Source organism: Telluria sp. ZT3P39, from assembly GCF_059685935.1.
The window spans coordinates 86,455-103,344 of sequence record NZ_JCASIH010000014.1 but is presented as its reverse complement, the minus strand read 5'-3'; the positions used below and the strand labels follow the sequence as shown (position 1 = coordinate 103,344).

General features: G+C 66.1%; 16 protein-coding genes. 13 read left to right on the top strand and 3 right to left on the bottom strand.

Features of this window, described 5'->3' with window-relative positions:
* Window positions 1–93: 93 nt before the first annotated feature.
* Genes cyoA through AC56LR_RS14560 form a run of 9 tightly spaced genes read left to right on the top strand, consistent with a single transcriptional unit; the run spans window position 94 to window position 7,875 of the window.
* Window positions 94–1,116 carry a ubiquinol oxidase subunit II gene (gene cyoA, locus AC56LR_RS14600; RefSeq protein WP_497131433.1) on the top strand — a complete coding sequence of 341 codons (1,023 nt, stop codon included), beginning with the start codon at window positions 94–96 and terminating at the stop codon, window positions 1,114–1,116.
* A 2-nt stretch (window positions 1,117–1,118) separates the two neighbouring features.
* Window positions 1,119–3,122, top strand: a complete 2,004-nt coding sequence (cyoB, locus tag AC56LR_RS14595) for a cytochrome o ubiquinol oxidase subunit I (RefSeq protein ID WP_497131431.1) — start codon at window positions 1,119–1,121, stop codon at window positions 3,120–3,122.
* Window positions 3,115–3,756, top strand: coding sequence for a cytochrome o ubiquinol oxidase subunit III (gene cyoC / locus AC56LR_RS14590; protein ID WP_497131430.1), 642 nt, complete (start codon window positions 3,115–3,117; stop codon window positions 3,754–3,756). Before cyoB ends, cyoC begins: the two co-directional genes overlap by 8 nt.
* Complete coding sequence (cyoD, locus tag AC56LR_RS14585) at window positions 3,753–4,154, top strand: cytochrome o ubiquinol oxidase subunit IV (RefSeq protein WP_489872801.1); 402 nt, start codon at window positions 3,753–3,755, stop codon at window positions 4,152–4,154. Before cyoC ends, cyoD begins: the two co-directional genes overlap by 4 nt.
* A complete protein-coding gene (locus AC56LR_RS14580) occupies window positions 4,154–4,951 on the top strand; it encodes an SURF1 family protein (RefSeq protein WP_497131428.1) in 798 nt (265 codons plus the stop codon). The genes cyoD and AC56LR_RS14580 overlap by 1 nt, the downstream gene beginning before the upstream one ends.
* Window positions 4,952–4,968: 17 nt before the next feature.
* Window positions 4,969–6,306 (top strand): ATP-binding protein, encoded by a 1,338-nt coding sequence (locus AC56LR_RS14575; RefSeq protein WP_497131427.1) that lies wholly within the window; start codon window positions 4,969–4,971, stop codon window positions 6,304–6,306.
* On the top strand, window positions 6,303–6,845 hold the full coding sequence (locus AC56LR_RS14570) for a response regulator transcription factor (protein WP_497131425.1): 543 nt from the start codon (window positions 6,303–6,305) through the stop codon (window positions 6,843–6,845). The genes AC56LR_RS14575 and AC56LR_RS14570 overlap by 4 nt, the downstream gene beginning before the upstream one ends.
* Window positions 6,845–7,225, top strand: a complete 381-nt coding sequence (locus AC56LR_RS14565) for a c-type cytochrome (protein ID WP_497131423.1) — start codon at window positions 6,845–6,847, stop codon at window positions 7,223–7,225. Before AC56LR_RS14570 ends, AC56LR_RS14565 begins: the two co-directional genes overlap by 1 nt.
* A complete protein-coding gene (locus AC56LR_RS14560) occupies window positions 7,222–7,875 on the top strand; it encodes an MOSC domain-containing protein (RefSeq protein WP_497131421.1) in 654 nt (217 codons plus the stop codon). Before AC56LR_RS14565 ends, AC56LR_RS14560 begins: the two co-directional genes overlap by 4 nt.
* A 21-nt stretch (window positions 7,876–7,896) precedes the next feature.
* Here AC56LR_RS14560 and AC56LR_RS14555 read toward each other — a convergent pair whose 3' ends face one another.
* Window positions 7,897–8,655 (bottom strand): ZIP family metal transporter, encoded by a 759-nt coding sequence (locus tag AC56LR_RS14555; RefSeq protein WP_497131419.1) that lies wholly within the window; start codon window positions 8,653–8,655, stop codon window positions 7,897–7,899.
* A 229-nt stretch (window positions 8,656–8,884) separates the two neighbouring features.
* On the opposite strand from AC56LR_RS14555, the gene AC56LR_RS14550 reads away from it, so the two are divergent.
* Entirely contained in the window at window positions 8,885–9,325 is a 441-nt protein-coding gene (locus AC56LR_RS14550; RefSeq protein ID WP_497131417.1) for a hypothetical protein, read from the top strand.
* 158 nt (window positions 9,326–9,483) lie between these two features.
* On the top strand, window positions 9,484–10,566 hold the full coding sequence (locus AC56LR_RS14545; RefSeq protein WP_497131415.1) for a S41 family peptidase: 1,083 nt from the start codon (window positions 9,484–9,486) through the stop codon (window positions 10,564–10,566).
* A gap of 10 nt (window positions 10,567–10,576) precedes the next feature.
* On the opposite strand, the gene AC56LR_RS14540 is transcribed toward AC56LR_RS14545, so the two are convergent.
* Window positions 10,577–11,077, bottom strand: coding sequence for a MarR family winged helix-turn-helix transcriptional regulator (locus AC56LR_RS14540; protein ID WP_497131413.1), 501 nt, complete (start codon window positions 11,075–11,077; stop codon window positions 10,577–10,579).
* A gap of 211 nt (window positions 11,078–11,288) precedes the next feature.
* Between AC56LR_RS14540 and AC56LR_RS14535 the strand changes: the two genes are divergently transcribed.
* Together AC56LR_RS14535 and AC56LR_RS14530 are read left to right on the top strand one after the other, a co-directional pair.
* A complete protein-coding gene (locus AC56LR_RS14535) occupies window positions 11,289–13,991 on the top strand; it encodes a bifunctional diguanylate cyclase/phosphodiesterase (protein WP_497131411.1) in 2,703 nt (900 codons plus the stop codon).
* Between the two features lie 99 nt (window positions 13,992–14,090).
* A complete protein-coding gene (locus AC56LR_RS14530; RefSeq protein WP_497131409.1) occupies window positions 14,091–16,562 on the top strand; it encodes a penicillin-binding protein 1A in 2,472 nt (823 codons plus the stop codon).
* A gap of 143 nt (window positions 16,563–16,705) precedes the next feature.
* On the opposite strand, the gene AC56LR_RS14525 is transcribed toward AC56LR_RS14530, so the two are convergent.
* The gene (locus AC56LR_RS14525) at window positions 16,706–16,864 is read right to left on the bottom strand and encodes a peptidoglycan DD-metalloendopeptidase family protein (RefSeq protein WP_497131407.1); all 159 of its coding nucleotides are present in this window, start codon (window positions 16,862–16,864) and stop codon (window positions 16,706–16,708) included.
* Between the last annotated feature and the right edge of the window lie 26 nt (window positions 16,865–16,890).

The following is a 16,890-nucleotide window of genomic DNA, read 5'->3' as shown; positions in this document are numbered from 1 at the left end:
CGGCAAGGGTGGGACAAAGTGTCCAATGGTTCCCGTAGGCCGTTGGCAGTACAGTAGCATGTTCTTATTCCCATGTAACGTTAGATACCTAGCATGATTCCTAAAATTGTCCGCCGCGGACTCCCATTACTCCTGCTCGCAGTGCTGTCCGGCTGCAACACAGTCGTAATGAATCCCAACGGCGATATTGCAAGACAGCAGGCCGACCTGATCACGGTCTCGGTCCTCCTGATGCTGATCATCGTCGTCCCGGTGATGATCCTTATTGTTCTGTTCGCCTGGCGCTACCGCAAGAACGCGGGCGCCAAGTACGAACCCGACTGGGACCACTCGACCAAGCTCGAGCTGGTGATCTGGGGCGCGCCGCTCCTGATCATCATCGTGCTGGGCCTGATCACCTGGGTCTCGACCCACAAGCTCGACCCTTATCGTCCGCTCGACCGCATCGACGCCAACCGTCCGATCGCCGCGTCGACCAAGCCGATCGAGGTGCAGGTGGTGGCGCTCGACTGGAAATGGCTGTTCATTTATCCGGAGCAGGGCATCGCCTCGGTCAACGAGCTGGTCACGCCGATCGACACCCCGATCCGCTTCAAGATCACTGCCTCGACCGTGATGAACGCCTTCTACATCCCGACCCTGGCCGGCATGATCTACGCGATGCCGAGCATGGAGACCACCCTCAACGCCGTGCTGAACAAGACCGGCGACTACGAAGGCCGGTCGACCAATTTCAGCGGCGAAGGCTTCTCGCACATGAAGTTCGCCTACAAGGGCGTGACCGCCGGCGAGTTCGACGCCTGGGTCGCGAAAATGAAGGCCACGCCGGGCGCGCTGGACCGCGCCGGCTACATCGAGCTCGAGAAACCGACCTCGCGCGAACCGGTGCGCCATTACGGTTCGGTCGAGCCGGCCCTGTTCAACCGCGTCCTGAACCGTTGCGTGGCCGACGGCGCCGTCTGCATGAACCAGCAGATGGCGGACGACCACAAGCGCGCCCAGGTCGCCGCCGCGATCAAGCAGCTGCCGAAATCGGGCGCCGCCCAGATGGCGGAAGCGGAAGTCTGCGTCACGCCGGTTGCCGGCAGCGCTCCTAACACTATTGTGAAAAAGTAATCATGCAAGACTCATTCGACCTGACGAAGCTTATCTTCGGCCGGCTCAGCTGGGATGCAATTCCCTTCCATGAGCCGATCCTGCTGGCGACCTTCGCCGGCGTGATCGTGGGTGGCCTGGGCCTGGTGGCCCTGATCACCTACTTCCGCCAGTGGAGCGGCCTGTGGAACAACTGGATCACCAGTATCGACCACAAGAAAATCGGCATCATGTACATGATCCTGGGCCTGGTGATGTTCCTGCGCGGCTTCGCCGATGCGCTGATGATGCGCGCGCAGCAGGCGTTCGCCTTCGGTTCCAACCACGGCTTCCTGCCGCCGGACCACTACGACCAGATCTTCACCGCCCACGGCGTGATCATGATCTTCTTCGTGGCGATGCCGTTCGTGACGGGCCTGATGAACTACGTGGTGCCGCTGCAGATCGGCGCGCGCGACGTGGCTTTCCCGTTCCTGAACAACTTCTCGTTCTGGATGACCACCATGGGCGCCGTGCTCGTGATGGCCTCGCTGTTCGTGGGTGAATTCGCGCGTACCGGCTGGCTGGCCTATCCGCCGCTGTCGGGCATCCTCGCCAGCCCCGGCGTGGGCGTGGACTACTACATCTGGTCGCTGCAGATCGCCGGCGTCGGCACGCTGCTGTCCGGCGTGAACCTGATCGTCACCATCGTCAAGATGCGCGCACCGGGCATGGGCCTGATGAAGATGCCTGTCTTCGTCTGGACCTCGCTGTGCACCAACATCCTGATCGTGATGTCCTTCCCGATCCTGACCGCCGTGCTGGCCATGCTGGGCATGGACCGCCTGTTCGACACCAACTTCTTCACGAACGACAAGGGCGGCAACGCCATGATGTACGTGAACCTGATCTGGATCTGGGGCCACCCCGAGGTCTACATCCTGGTGCTGCCGGCCTTCGGCATCTTCTCGGAAGTCGTCTCGACCTTCTGCGGCAAGCGCCTGTTCGGCTATACCTCGATGGTGTACGCCACCGTCGTGATCATGATCCTGTCCTACCTGGTGTGGCTGCACCACTTCTTCACCATGGGTTCGGGCGCCAGCGTCAACTCGTTCTTCGGCATCACGACGATGATCATCTCGATCCCGACCGGCGCGAAGATCTTCAACTGGCTGTTCACGATGTACCGCGGCCGTATCCGCTTCGAGCTGCCGATGATGTGGACCGTGTCCTTCATGCTGACCTTCACCATCGGCGGCATGACCGGCGTGATGCTGGCCATTCCAGCGGCCGACTTCGTGCTGCACAACTCGCTGTTCCTGATCGCCCACTTCCACAACGTGATCATCGGCGGCGTGCTGTTCGGCCTGTTCGCCGGCTTCAACTACTGGGCGCCGAAGATGTTCGGCGTGAAGCTGAACCAGTTCTGGGGCAAGGTCTCGTTCTGGCTGTGGTCGATCGGCTTCTGGGTCGCCTTCACCCCGCCGTACATCCTGGGCTTCATGGGCGTGACCCGCCGCGTGAGCCACTTCGAAGATCCGTCGATCCAGTGGCTGTTCCAGATCTCCTTCTTCGGCACCCTGATGATCGCCGGCGGTATCGGCGCACTGCTGCTGCAGATCTTCTTCACCTGGAAAGACCGCGTCAAGCTGCGCGACGTCACCGGCGATCCATGGGACGGCCGTACGCTGGAATGGGCGACCACCTCGCCGCCGGCCGACTACAACTTCGCGTTCACGCCGGTCGTGCACGACAACGACACCTTCGCCGACATGAAGAAGAACGGCTACCAGCGTCCATTGAAGGACTATGTGGCGATCCACATGCCGAGCAACACCTGGGCCGGTTTCGTGATCTCCGCGCTGGCCATGGTGGTGGGCTTCGCCGTCATCTGGCACATGTGGCTGCTGACCGCGGTGTCCTTCGTCGCCATGATGGCCGCGATCATCGTCCACACCTTCAACTACAAGCGCGATTACTACATCTCGGCCGAGCAAGTGACCCGTACCGAGGAAGCGCATACCCGTCTGCTGGAAAGCCATGTCTGAAATTAAAGCCACTATGAACGCCGGCGCGCTGAGCGCCGACGAGGTGACCGCGCGCTACCTGGTGCGCGAGCACCACCCGGAAAACGGCACCCTGCTGGGTTTCTGGATCTACCTGATGAGCGATTGCCTCATCTTCGCGTCCCTGTTCGCCACCTATGCGGTGCTGGGCCGTAACTACGCCGGCGGTCCGTCCGGCGCCGAACTGTTCGACCTGTCGCTGATCGCGGTGAACACCGCCTTCCTGTTGATGTCGTCGATCACCTTCGGCTTCGCGATGATCTCGGCGCAGGCGAAAAACGTCGGCAAGACCATCCTGTGGATGGGCGTGACCGGCCTGCTCGGCCTGGCCTTCCTGTCGCTCGAGATCTACGAGTTCTACCACCTGATCCACGAAGGCGCCGGCCCGTCGCGCAGCGGCTTCCTGACCGCCTTCTTCTCGCTGGTCGGCACCCACGGCCTGCACGTGCTGTTCGGCTTCGTGTGGCTGGTGACGCTGATGGTCCAGCTGAAAAAGCATGGTCTCACCGGCGAGAACTTCCGCCGCCTGCAGTGCCTGTCGCTGTTCTGGCACTTCCTGGACGTCGTCTGGATCGGCGTGTTTACCTTTGTCTACCTGCTGGGAGTGCTGCCATGAGCGTGCAACACCACGAACACGGCCACAACCACGATGGCCATGAAACCTATGTGACCCATTACAGCGCCAAGGATTACGCGATCGGCTTCGTGCTGTCGCTGATCCTGACCGCGATCCCGTTCTGGCTGGTGATGGGCAACGTGCTGCCGCCCAACACCACCCGCATCGTGATCCTGGCCTTCGCGGCGGTGCAGGTGGTGGTGCAGATGATCTACTTCCTTCACCTGAACTCGAAGTCCGAGGACGGCTGGAACATGATGGCGCTGATCCTGACCATCGTGCTGCTGGTGATCGTCATGTCCGGCTCCATCTGGGTCATGTACCACATGAACGCCAACATGATGCCGGCCATGGGCGGCGCCAGCGATACCACCCACGGCACCCACGACATGCCGTGATGCGGGACCCGCGCGGCCAGCCGGCAGGACCATCCTCGCACCCACCACGCAGCGCCATTGCGCGCCGCGTGGTGGGGGTGGTGACCCTGTTGCTGGCCGTGCTGTTTGCGGGTCTGGGAACCTGGCAGGTGATGCGCCTGCAATGGAAACTGGACCTGATCGCACGCGTCGACGCACGCGTGCATGCCCCGGCCGCCGCCGCACCTCCCGCGGCGCGCTGGGCGCAAGTGTCCAAGGCGGCCGACGAATACCGGCGCGTACGCCTGGCCGGGCACTACCTCTACCCATTCACCACCCCCGTGCAAGCCTTGAGTGAGCTGGGCGCGGGCTTCTGGCTGCTCACGCCGTTCTGCACGGAAGAGGGCCATATCGTCTTCATCAACCGCGGCTTCATTCCAGCCGCGGACAACAAACCGGGTACCTATGCGGCGCGGCGCGCCGGCGCCAATGCCTGCGCCGCCGCGGGCGAGCGGGTGGAAGTCACCGGCCTGCTGCGCATCAGCGAGCCTGGCGGCGGCTTCCTGCGCGAGAACGACCCGACCGGCAACCGCTGGTATTCGCGCGACGTGGCCTTGATCGCGCAGGCGCGCGGCCTGGCGAAGGTCGCACCGTATTTCGTCGACGCCGGCCGCGGCCAGGACCCGCCAGGGGCCCCCGAGCGGGCAGTGGGCGGGCTGACCGTGATCGCGTTCCAGAATAACCACCTCGTGTATGCGCTGACTTGGTATGCTCTGGCCGTGATGGTGATTGGTGCATGGTGGTGGGTACGCCGGCATGGCGCCGGCACCGACGACTGACGCATACACGGGCATCGATGCAATCCCCCCTCGATTTTTTTGCCAAGGCGGCGCGTTCCTCGCCCCAGGCGGCAGCGGCGAACGTGGAGTTCGCGGCCGGCCACAAGAACATGCTGCAGCTGATCGAGCTGCGCTGGATCGCCGTGATCGGGCAGATCACGACCATCGCCTCGGCCATCCTGATCTTCGGCGTCGACCTGCCGCTGGTGCACATGCTGCAGGTGCTGGCCTGCCTGATCGCCTTCAACGTCGCCAGCCACCTGCGCTGGCACGAACGCCGGCCGGTGTCGAACGGCGAAATGTTCATGGCCCTGCTGGTGGACGTGGCCAGCCTGACCGTGCTGCTCTACCTGTCCGGCGGCATCACCAATCCCTTCGCCTTCCTCTACCTGCTGCAGGTGATCCTGTCGGCCGTGCTGCTCGAGGTGTTCTGGACCTGGACCATCGTGGCGATCACGATCGGCTGCATGGCCGTCCTGGCGATGTACGCGCAGCCGCTGGCGCTGCCCTTCGACCATGCGCGCGGCATCTCGAGCCTCTACATCCAGGGCCTGCTGGTGTGCTTCGCGCTCGACGCGGCGCTGCTGGTGATGTTCATCTCGCGCATCTCCGACACGCTGCGCCAGAAGGCCGCGCAACTGGCGCTCCTGCGCCAGCACGCCGTGGAAGAAGAACACATCGTGCGTATGGGCCTGCTGGCCTCGGGCGCGGCGCACGAACTGGGCACGCCGCTGGCCACCGTCTCGGTGATCCTGGGCGACTGGAAGCGCATGCCGCAATTCCGCAACGACCCCGGCCTGCTGGAGGAAATCACCGAGATGCAGACCCAGCTCCAGCGCTGCAAGTCCATCGTCAGCGGCATCTTGCTCTCGGCCGGCGAAGCGCGCGGCGAATCGGCGGTGCGCACCACCGTCAAGAGCTTCCTCGACGGCCTGGTGGCGTCGTGGCAGGCGAGCCGCCAGGTGGGCAGCTTCCAGTACAATGACCGCATCCTCGAGGACCTGCCGGTAGCGTCGGACTCGGCGCTGAAGCAGACCATCGACAACCTGCTCGACAACGCGCTCGAAGCTTCGCCAGGCTGGGTCGGGTTAGAGGCCGGCATCGAGGATGGCGTGCTGTACCTGGTGGTGCAGGACCGCGGTCCCGGCTTTGCGCCGGAGATGCTCGGCCAGATCGGCAAGCCCTACCAGTCGACCAAGGCCCAGCCGGGCCACGGCCTGGGCCTGTTCCTGGCCGTGAACGTGGTGCGCAAACTGGGCGGCGCGGTGACGGCAGTGAACCGGGCGGAGGGCGGGGCGCAGGTGACGCTCACGCTGCCGCTGTCAAGCATCGAACTGGAAGAGGACCGCATTTGACCGCCACACCCGAGCGCCTGCTGCTCATCATCGAAGACGACGAGGCCTTCGCCCGCACCCTGAGCCGCTCCTTCGAGCGGCGCGGCTACACGGTGCTAGTCGCCCACGGCCTGGACGAAGCGACCGCGCTGATCGGCACGCATTCGCCCGGCTACGCCGTCGTCGACCTGAAACTCAAGGGCAACAGCTCGGGCCTGGCCTGCGTCCAGCTGCTGCACGAGCACGACCCGGACATGCTGATCGTCGTGCTCACCGGTTTTGCCAGCATCGCCACCGCGGTCGAGGCGATCAAGCTCGGCGCGGTGCAATACCTGGCCAAGCCATCGAACACCGACGACATCGAGGCCGCCTTCGGGCATGTGGCCGGCAACGCCGAAGTCGAGCTGACGGCGCGCTCGACCTCGATCAAGACGCTCGAATGGGAGCGCATCCACGCCGTGCTGGCCGAAACCGATTTCAACATCTCGGAAGCGGCGCGCCGGCTAGGACTGCATCGGCGCACGCTCGCGCGCAAGCTGGAAAAGCAGCGGGTCAAGTAATGCATCGCGCCTTCGTCCTCGGCTTCGTGCTGATGGCCGCCGCCTCCGGCGCGCAGGCGGCCGATCCGCTTGCGGCCGGACGCCTGGCCTTCAAGCGTTGCGCCAACTGCCATCAGGTCGGGCCGACCGCGCGCAGCAACTTCGGCCCCCAGCTCAACGGAATCGTCGGCCGCCGCGCCGGTTCGGCGCCCGATTTCGCCTATTCGCCGGCGATGAAGCGCGCCGGCTTCGTCTGGACCGAGCAGAAGCTGGCCGCCTTCCTGCGCGATCCGGACGCGGTCGTCCCGGGCAACAAGATGCGCTTCTGGGGCATCGGCAACGAGCGGCAGATTGCCGATCTGCTGGCCTATCTGCGCACGGCCAGGGGTGGGGCGCCTTGATTGAAGCGCTGGCCATCCGTCCGCCGGGGAGCAGCGCTCCGCGCCAGGTCGACGCCGCGCTTGCCCTTGCCGGCGCCGGCCTGGCTGGAGACCGGCACGCCGATCCGCGCTCGCCCCGCCATCTGCTGCTGGCCGGTAGTGGCGTCTACGATCGCCTCGCGCTCCCGCGGCACGCCCTGCGCGAAAACCTGCTGGTCGACCTCGATACCTCGCAGCTGGCGTCCGGCACGGTCCTGCACATCGGCGCCGAGGTCACCCTGCGCCTGATGTTCCACTGCGAAGCCTGCGGCCAGCTCGACCTGCTGCGGCCCGGCCTGTCCAGGAGCGTGGGTGCGCACCGTGGGATGCTTGCCCGCGTCCTGACAGGCGGCACGATCCGGCGGGGTGATGCGATCGAGCAGGTGGGCCGCCGCATGCCCGCATGGTCCGACGACTGGCGCGAGCGCGTCATGCAGGTGCTCGATGCGGCGCCGGAGGGTTGTGTCGTCGCCTATCGCGACCTGGCCCGGCTGGCCGGCATCCAGGCCAGCTATTGCCGCGCCTTCCCGCGCCTGCTCGCGAAGTTGGGCGAGGCGTATGCGGGCAGGGCGGTCGCCGCCAGCGCGGATCCGTCCTTGCCGCGCTGGGACGGCACGGGGCTGTACAACTGACAACCCGGGGCATGGACCGGCTTAGCCCAGCTTGCTCAGCGCGAACGCCGCGAGGAAACCGGTCACCGTAATGAAGCCGGCAAAATCGTGGGTCTCTTCGAAGGCTTCCGGAATCATGGTGTCGACCAGCATCGCCAGCACGCCGCCGGCCGCCACCGCGGTCGTGGCCGCCACGATCTCCGGCGAGAAATGGCGGAACACGGAATAGCCGAGCAGGGCGGCCACGCCCGAGGCCAGCGCGATGCCGCCCCAGATCCCGAAGATGTAATGCACCGAACGGCCCGACTGTTTCATGCCTGCCGCGCTGGACAGGCCCTCAGGGATATTCGACAGGAAAATCGCCGCGACGGCGGCCATGCTCACGCCGTTCCCGCCCAGCATCGACAGGCCGATGACGATCGACTCCGGGATGCCGTCGAGCAGGGCGCCGACTGCGATGGCGGCAGCGCTGCCGCCATTTTCGTGGGCGGGCGGCTGGCATCCGGAGCGCTTGCGGTGGCGTGCGCCGCGGTGCGACAGGCGCCAGTTGGCCAGCGTGTAGACGGCCGCTCCGCCGAGGAAGCCGGCGGCGGTCGAGGCGAAGCCGCCCGTATGAAAGGCGTGCTCCATCAGTTCGAACGAGAGCGCGGAAATCAGGACGCCGCTGCCGAAGGCCATGATGGCGGCGATCAGGCGTTGTGGAACCTTGAAGCGGTAGCCGGCCCATGCCCCCAGCAGCAACGCCCCGCCGGCCACCAATCCCCAGAATCCCGCTTGCAGCCACATCGGTACGCCATCCATTGATGCTCCCGTAGTCAATTGTCTTAATGATAACCCGGGTCGCCCTTCATCCCGTTTTCCGGTAAAGACGTTTGCACAAATATGGTTGCCGGCGAACTGTTCGAGCATGATTCATGATCCCGGTACACGAATCCGAGCATTGATTATTGCGTGGTAGACACGAATCAAGTGGATGGGTAGACTCGGCGGCATGGCGATGACGCCATGCCAATTTGTGGAGCCTGAACCTATGGATGCACCAGCACGCCGTTCTCCTGTCTGGAGAAGCCTGCTCGCCGTAATTGCCGGCTTCGTCGCGGGCAGCCTGGTCAATATGGGACTCATCGGCCTGGGCGGCCATGCGGTCCCGCCGCCCGCGGGCGCCGACAGCACGACCATGGAGGGGCTGCAGGCCTCGATGCATTTGTTCGGGCCGCAGCATTTCGTGTTTCCCTTCCTCGCGCACGCCCTCGGCACGCTGGTGGGGGCGGTCGTGGCGGCGCGCATCGCGGCAAGCCGGGTCTTGACGATCGCAATGGTGGTGGGCGCGCTGTTTTTTGCCGGCGGCGTGGCCGCGGTATGGATGCTGCCGGGTCCCTTGTGGTTCGAGGCGCTCGACCTGGCTCTGGCCTACTTCCCGATGGCGTGGATCGGCTGGCGGCTCGGCGCGCGCCGGGGTCAAGCCAGGTGATCCGAGCATTTATGTGCATCTCATAAGCAATAAATATTGCTACCACATAGCAATGATCATGCTATTCTTGAATCGCTTCCATGTCTCACTGATGAAGTATTTGTTTCCGATACGCCTACCCGGCATTCGAAACCTGCGTGCCACAATCAGAGGAAAAAATGAAAAAAAAATGGATTGTCATACCGTCTTTGCTGCTGCTGACCCTCACTGGCGCGGTTGCTGCACCACCCACGCTGCCGTCTCCTGGCGAGGGGAACAGGCCTGAATCGACCTTGGCGGTCGATCACGCGACGCGGCTGGAAGTGATCGACACGCTGGTAAAAAAGTTGAACGACCACTATGTTTTCCCTGACAAGGCCAAGCAGATTGAAACGGCGGTGCGCCAGCGCCAGAGGGAGGGCAAGTACGACGCCATGTCGGACGGTAAGCAGTTCGCAAGACAGCTCACGGACGACATGCGTGCCGCTGTCCGTGACCTGCATATGTCGGTATTTTTCAGTCCCAGACCGGTCCCGGCCGACGATGCAGGTGGAGCGCCACCCGCGTCTCAAGCCGAGTGGGAGCAGCGCGTGCCCGCCGACAAGCGCCAGGTCATGCGCCAGATGGCAGGCCGCAGCGTGGAACAGGTCGAACACCTGACGCCCAGGATCGGCTACCTGAAGTTGTCAGGCTTCCCGCCGTCTTTCCTCATGGCAGAAAGGTACGCCGCGGCGATGAACGAACTCGCCGATACCGACGGCCTCATCGTGGACCTGCGCAACAACGGCGGCGGCGGCCCGGACACAGTCGCCTTACTGGTCAGCTATTTCGTCGACCAGCGCACGCGCCTCAACGACATCTGGGATCGCGCTACCGGCATCTCCACGCCGTATTGGACGCAAGACAAGCTCGACGGCAAACGCTATGGCGGCAAGAAGCCGGTCATCATCCTGGCCGGCGCCGGCACGAAGTCCGCCGGGGAAGACTTCGCCTACACGATGCAGGCCATGAAGCGCGCCACGGTGGTCGGCGAGCGGTCCTGGGGCGGCGCCCACCCAACGCGCCCATATCGCCTTGGCGAACATTTCCTTGCCTTGATACCCACCCGGCGGACGATTAGTCCGATTACCCAGACCAACTGGGAGGGTGTCGGCGTCATTCCGGATGTCGCGGCAAAACCGGACGATGCGCTTGCGATGGCCAAGGATCTGCTGCAGCGCCAGCTTCCAGGTAACATCCCGCCCGCCGCCGCGGGACAGTGATGCCTACACCCTAAAGCTGCGCCAGCGGCAGCCTGCCTGCCTCCGGATCGGCGCCGAGCGCCTTGATCAGCCGTTCCAGGTCCTGCTCCATCCGCCCCAGCGTTGCCGGGTCGAGGCTGGCGAGCGCATCGGGAAGGACGCCGGCAAACGGCAGTGGGGCGGAGCGCAGCACCTCGGCGCCGGGGGGCAGCACCCGCAGCGCGACGTTGCGCCGGTCGCTGCCTCCGCGGGCGGTGGCCACATAGCCGCGTTCGACCAGGGAGCGCACCAGGTTGCTGGCGGTGGACTGGTGGATGTCGAGTTCGCGCGCCAGGCCGCCGGCGCCGATGCCGGGCTGGCGTTCGATCACCGACAGCGCCCACAGCTGGGCGCCGCCCAGGCCGGCTTCGCGCTCGACCTGGCGGAAATGGGTCTTGACGGCATTGAAGACGATGCGAAACTGGCGCAGCACGCGCATGGAGCTGCCGTCGTCGTCGGGTGGGTGGCAATGGCCGGGCGTTGGTTGTGTCATGCCGCCATCTTAGCGGAAACGCCGTTGCCACACAGGAGCGGCCCCGTCGTTTGCGTGCGCGTAATGTGGTGCGGTGCGCGCCGACTTGCGCTAGCATGGGTCCATGAATCGGCTGCTGGCAAAACCGCTCTTGCGGCGCCGGCATATGGTGTCGCGCGCCGCCGTGGCAACCTTCCTGGCTGGGCTTGCGCTGACGGGTTTACTGTTTGGCGTGGCACGTCAACTGGAGGCCGACAGCGCGCGCGCCGATTTCAGCCAGCGCACGGCCGTGCGCACCGCCGCCGTCACCCGCGCGTTCGCCGAAGCCGTCTCCGACCTGCGCTCGCTGAACCTGCTGTTCGCGGCCAACGGCGGCGATGTGCCGCGCGACGCCTTCGATGCCTTTGCCCAGCCGCTGGCGGCGCGCAACGGCTACCTGATGGCGCTCGAATACCACCGGTTCGTGAGCAGCGCGGAGCGTCCGGCCTTCGAGGCCGAGCGGGCACGCTACTGGCCGGGATTCGCCATCCGCGAACGCGGCCCCAATGGCCTGGTTCCGGCTGCGCCGCGCCCGCGCTACCTGGTGGCGGACTATATCGTGCCGATCGCCTCCAACGCGCCGGTGTTCGGCTTCGATGCCTGGTCCAACCCGCAGCAGCGCAACTTCACCCAGCGCGCGATCGACACCGGCATGCCGACCGCGAGCCCGGTGCTGCGCCTGGTGCAGGGCGACGGCAGCCTGCGTGGCGTGCTCGTGACGATGCCGGTCTACCGCCGCGGCGCCGAGCAGTACACCGTCGAAGGACGGCGCGCGGCCACGCTCGGCTGCACCACGGTGGTGCTCGACGCGGCGGTGCTGGTCGGCGGCAGCCTGCAGGCGGCGCGCCTGCTGACCATGGGCGACTACACGCTCACGCTGTACGGCTACACCGGCGACGGCCGGAGGGTGGCGGTGTTCCGCCATCCCGCCGCGCCGGCCCCCGAGTCGGTGCTCGAGCGCTGGTTCGGCGGCGGCCCGGCCACGATCACCCGCAGCGTCGATGTGGCCGGCGCGCGCTGGGAATTCGAGGCGCAGCGCCTGACCCGCAGGCTGGACACCCAGGCCGGCTCGCTGTCGATCCTCGGCTATGGACTGTTCCTGAGCGGGGCCGCCGGCTGGCTGGTGCACCAGCGCGGCGCCCGCACGCGCCGCATCGAATCCCTGGTCGAGCGGCGCACCGCCGACCTGGCCAGAACCGCTGGCGCCCTGCGCCTGCACCAGCGCGCCATCGACGCCGCGGCCAACCCGATCCTGTTGATCAGCGCGACCCGCCCCGGCTATCCGATCGAATACGCCAACCCGGCCTGCGAGCGCACCCTCGGCTACGAAGAGGGCGCCATGGTGGGCCTGCCCTTGGGCATGCTGGCGAGCCAGGACAGCGACGAGCCGGGACTGGAAGAATTGCGCCAGGCCCTGTATGCCTGCCGCAAGGGCCATGCGCTGGTACGGCAGGCCACGCGCGACGGGCGCGAACTGGTGAGCGAGGTCTACCTGGCGCCGGTCAAGGACGAGCATGGATTTACCGAGCACTTCGTGGTGACCACCTATGACGTCACCGTGGCCAAGCGCTACGAAGCCGAGCTGGCGCACCGCGCGCGCTACGACACGCTGACCGGCCTGGCCAACCGCGCGCTGCTGTCCGACCGCATCGAGCGCGCCATCGCGGTGGCGAACGGCAGCCCGGTGTGGACGGTGGCGCTCGACATCGACCATTTCAAGCTGATCAACGATACCCTCGGGCGCCGACTCGGCGACGAGGCGCTGCGCGCGATCGCCGGCCGCATCTCCGGCGCCATGCGCCAGGCCGACACCGCGGCGCGCTCGGGCGGCGACGACTTCATGCTGGTGCTGTGCGGCTGCCTGGACGAGCGCCAGGCAGCGACCCAGGTGCAGGCGGTGCGCGACGCCATCGCCGAACCGCTGCCGATCCAGGGCCACACGCTGGTGTTCGGTTCCAGCGCCGGCGTGGCCGGCTACCCGGTCGACGGCAAGGACCCGGAAACCCTGGTCAAGCATGCCGAAGTGGCGATGTACCGCGCCAAGGAGAGCGGCCGCAACGGCGTGCAGTTCTACGCCCCGCACATGAATGCGCACGCCACCGATCGCCTGGCCCTCGAAGGCGCCCTGCGCGTGGCGCTGCGCAACGACCAGTTCGAGCTCTACTTCCAGCCCCAGGTGGACCTGGGCAGCGGGCGGGTGGTGGGCACCGAGGCGCTGATCCGCTGGCGCCACCCCAAACTGGGCACGGTGCGGCCCGACCGCTTCATCGCGCTGGCCGAGGAGACCGGCCTGATCGTGCCGATCGGCGCCTGGGTCCTGCGCACGGCCTGCCGCCAGAACCAGGACTGGCAGCGCGCCGGCTTCGGCCCGCTGCGCGTGGGCGTGAACCTGTCGGCGCGCCAGTTCTCCGAGCCCGACCTGGTGGAGACCGTGCGCCAGGTGCTCGACGAGACCGGCTTGAGCGCCGATTCGCTCGAGATCGAGCTGACCGAGAGCATGATGATGGCCGACGTCGAATCGGCAATCGAGACCATGCGCTGCCTGAAGGCGATGGGCGTGACCCTGTCGATCGACGATTTCGGCACCGGTTACTCCAGCCTGGCCTACCTCAAGCGCTTTCCGGTGGACGTGCTCAAGATCGACCAGTCGTTTGTCCGCGACATCGTCGGCAGCGCGGATGGCGCGGCCATGGTCGACACCATCATCTCGCTCGCCCACGGGTTGCGGATGCACGTGATCGCGGAAGGCGTCGAAACCCTGGCCCAGCTCGACTACCTGCGCGGCTGCGGCTGCGACGAGGTGCAGGGCCACATCTATGGCCGACCCGGCCGGGTGGAAGACATCGAGCCGCTGCTGCGCATGGGGCGGATGGAGCCGACCCCCGAGCATGCCTGAGCCCAGCACACAATCCCCACCGCCGTTTTGACCTTGGTCAGCTATACTTGCCGCAGACGCAATGCTCACCACCCGTAACAGGCAGCAAGGATTCATATAGTGGACCAGGAAGACAAGACCGACATCCAGCACGACACCGGCAACACGCCGCGCGCGCGGCTCAAGCAACAAGGACAGCGCCTGTTCGCGGGCGCGGGGCAACATGCCCGCAGCAGCATGGCGATGGCCCGGGCGCGGCTGCGCGACCGTCCGCTGGTCGAACGGGTAGCGCTGGTCGGGCTGTGGGCCCTGGCCGCCGGCCTCTCGGCCTTCTTCATCTACCTGCTGGTCCTGATCCCGCTGACCCCCGGCATCGACGACCTGCACCAGGCCCGCACCGCGCGTCCATCGATCATCCTGTCCGCCGACGGCAAGGAACTGGGCAGCTTCGAGAAAGGCCTGCAGGAGCGCGTCAAGCTGTCGCAGGTCTCGCCGCACGTGGTCAAGGCCCTGATCTCGACCGAGGACCACCGCTTCTACGAGCACCATGGCGTGGACTTCCGCCGCATCGGCGGCGCGCTGCTGGCCACCATCAAGGGCGATGCCCAGGGCGGCTCGACCATCACCCAGCAGCTGGCGCGCAACATGTTCCCCGAAGAGATCGGGCGCGCGCGCAGCATCAACCGCAAGATGAAAGAGCTGATCACCGCGATCAAGATCGAGAACACCTACAGCAAGACCGAGATCCTCGAGGCCTACCTCAACACCGTGCCTTTCCTGTACAACGCCTATGGCATCGAGATGGCGGCGCGCACCTATTTCGGCAAGCCGGCCCTGCGCCTGGACGTGCTGGAATCGGCGACCCTGGTGGGCATGCTCAAGGGGACCCATTACTACAACCCGGTGGCCAATCCGGAGCGTTCCAGGACCCGCCGCAACGTGGTGCTGTCGCAGATGGCCCGGCATGGCGCCTTCAGCGAAGAGCGCTACCGCCTGCTTTCCAAGCGCCCCTTGCGGGTGCGCTTCGCGCGCCTGAGCGACCGCAGCGGCAAGGACAGCCATTTCACCGCCCACGTGCGCAAGTGGCTGCAGGAGTGGGCCGACGAGAACGATTACGACCTGCAGCTCGACGGGCTGGTGGTGCACACCACGCTCGACCAGGGCTTGCAGGAAGCGGCGCAGCGCGCCGTCGAGCGCCAGTCCAACACGCTGCAGGCGGTGGCCGACGTCGAATGGGCGTCGGCGAACATGCCGCGCTCGACCTCGAGCGGCATGTATGCGTCGATGCGCGGCGGCGTCAACCCCTTCTCCTACTACTGGAATTCGCATCCGCGCGAGCTGGACGCCTTCGTGCGCGAATCCGGCGACTTTCGCCGCGCGGTGGAAGACGGCGAAGACCCCGCCGCCGCGCTCAAGCGCCTCAAGGGCGACCGGACGTTCATGGCCAACCTGAAGGCGGCCAAGTCGCGCCTGGAGGCGGGCTTCGTCGCGATGGACCCGAACACCGGCGAAGTGCGGGCCTGGATCGGCAGCCGCAGCTTCGAGCGCGACCAGTTCGACCATGTGGTGCAGGCGTCGCGCCAGCCGGGTTCGACCTTCAAGCCGATCGTCTACGCCGCCGCGCTCGAGCGCGGCATCTCGCCCGACCAGACCTATCGCGACGCGGTGCAGGACATCCGCGTGGGCCCAGGCAAGGCCTGGCGCCCGACCGACATGAACGGCAGCACCGGCGCCATGATGACCATGCGCGACGGCCTGGTGTTCTCCAAGAACACGATCACGGCGCAGGTGATGCAGGAAGTGGGCCTGGGCCCGATCGTGAGCCTGGCCCAGGGCATGGGTATCCGCCAGAGCAAACTGGAGAAGGTGCCCTCGCTGGCGCTGGGCACCAGCCCGGTGACCCTGCTGGAAATGGTCAGCACCTACAGCACCATCGCGGCCCAGGGCGAATACCGCAAGCCGGTGTTCGTGCGCCGCATCACCGACCGCGAGGGCAAGGTGATTGCCGACTTCGTACCCGACGCCCCCGAGCGCGCGCTGTCGCAGGCCTCGGCCCTGAACCTGATCGACATGCTGCGCGGGGTCGTCAACCGCGGCACCGGCGGCGGCGTGCGCTACCGCTTCGGGCTGTACGGCGACATGGCCGGCAAGACCGGCACCACCCAGAACAATACCGACGGCTGGTTCATCCTGATGCACCCGAACCTGGTGGCCGGGGCCTGGGTGGGCTTCAACGACAACCGCGTGACCATGCGCAGCAGCTACTGGGGGCAGGGCGGCCACAACGCGCTGCTGCTGGTGGGCGACTTCATGCGCGGCGCGTTTGACGCCGGCAAAATCGACCCGAATGCGCTGCTGCCGGGCGCCCGCGCGCCGGCCCCGCGCCAGATGGAAGTCCCGAGCGAGGAAATCGAGGAAGGACCGGGCGATTTGCAGTTCGAAGAGGTCGAGGACCCCGCCCAGGATGCGCCGCCGGAATCCCGGATCGAGACCGACGAGCCGGATGTCGAGGAGGTGCAGCCGCCGCCGATGCCGGAAGTGATTCCGCCGCCACCACCGCCTCCGGCGACGGGCGTGGACGAAATTATCTGATCTGCGGGCGTTGTTAAATTGGGCTCCGGCCTTCGCCGGAGCGACGTGCAAATGGTGGTGGCAAGTAGCTGCCGCCGATCGCACCGTCACACGTAAAACCGTCGTTCCGGCGAAGGCCAGGACCCAAGTTTTTGCGAACACCGCTAGCGCCTCCCCGCACCGCGCAGCAGCGGATACGGATTGACCGCCCCCTCGGTCCCATACACCCTGTAGTGCAGATGCGGCGGCGTCGTCGACGCATTCCCCGTATTCCCCACAAACCCCAGCACGCGTCCTTCCTCCACCAGCATCCCGGCCGCCACGAGAGGTGCATCTCACAAAGACTGTA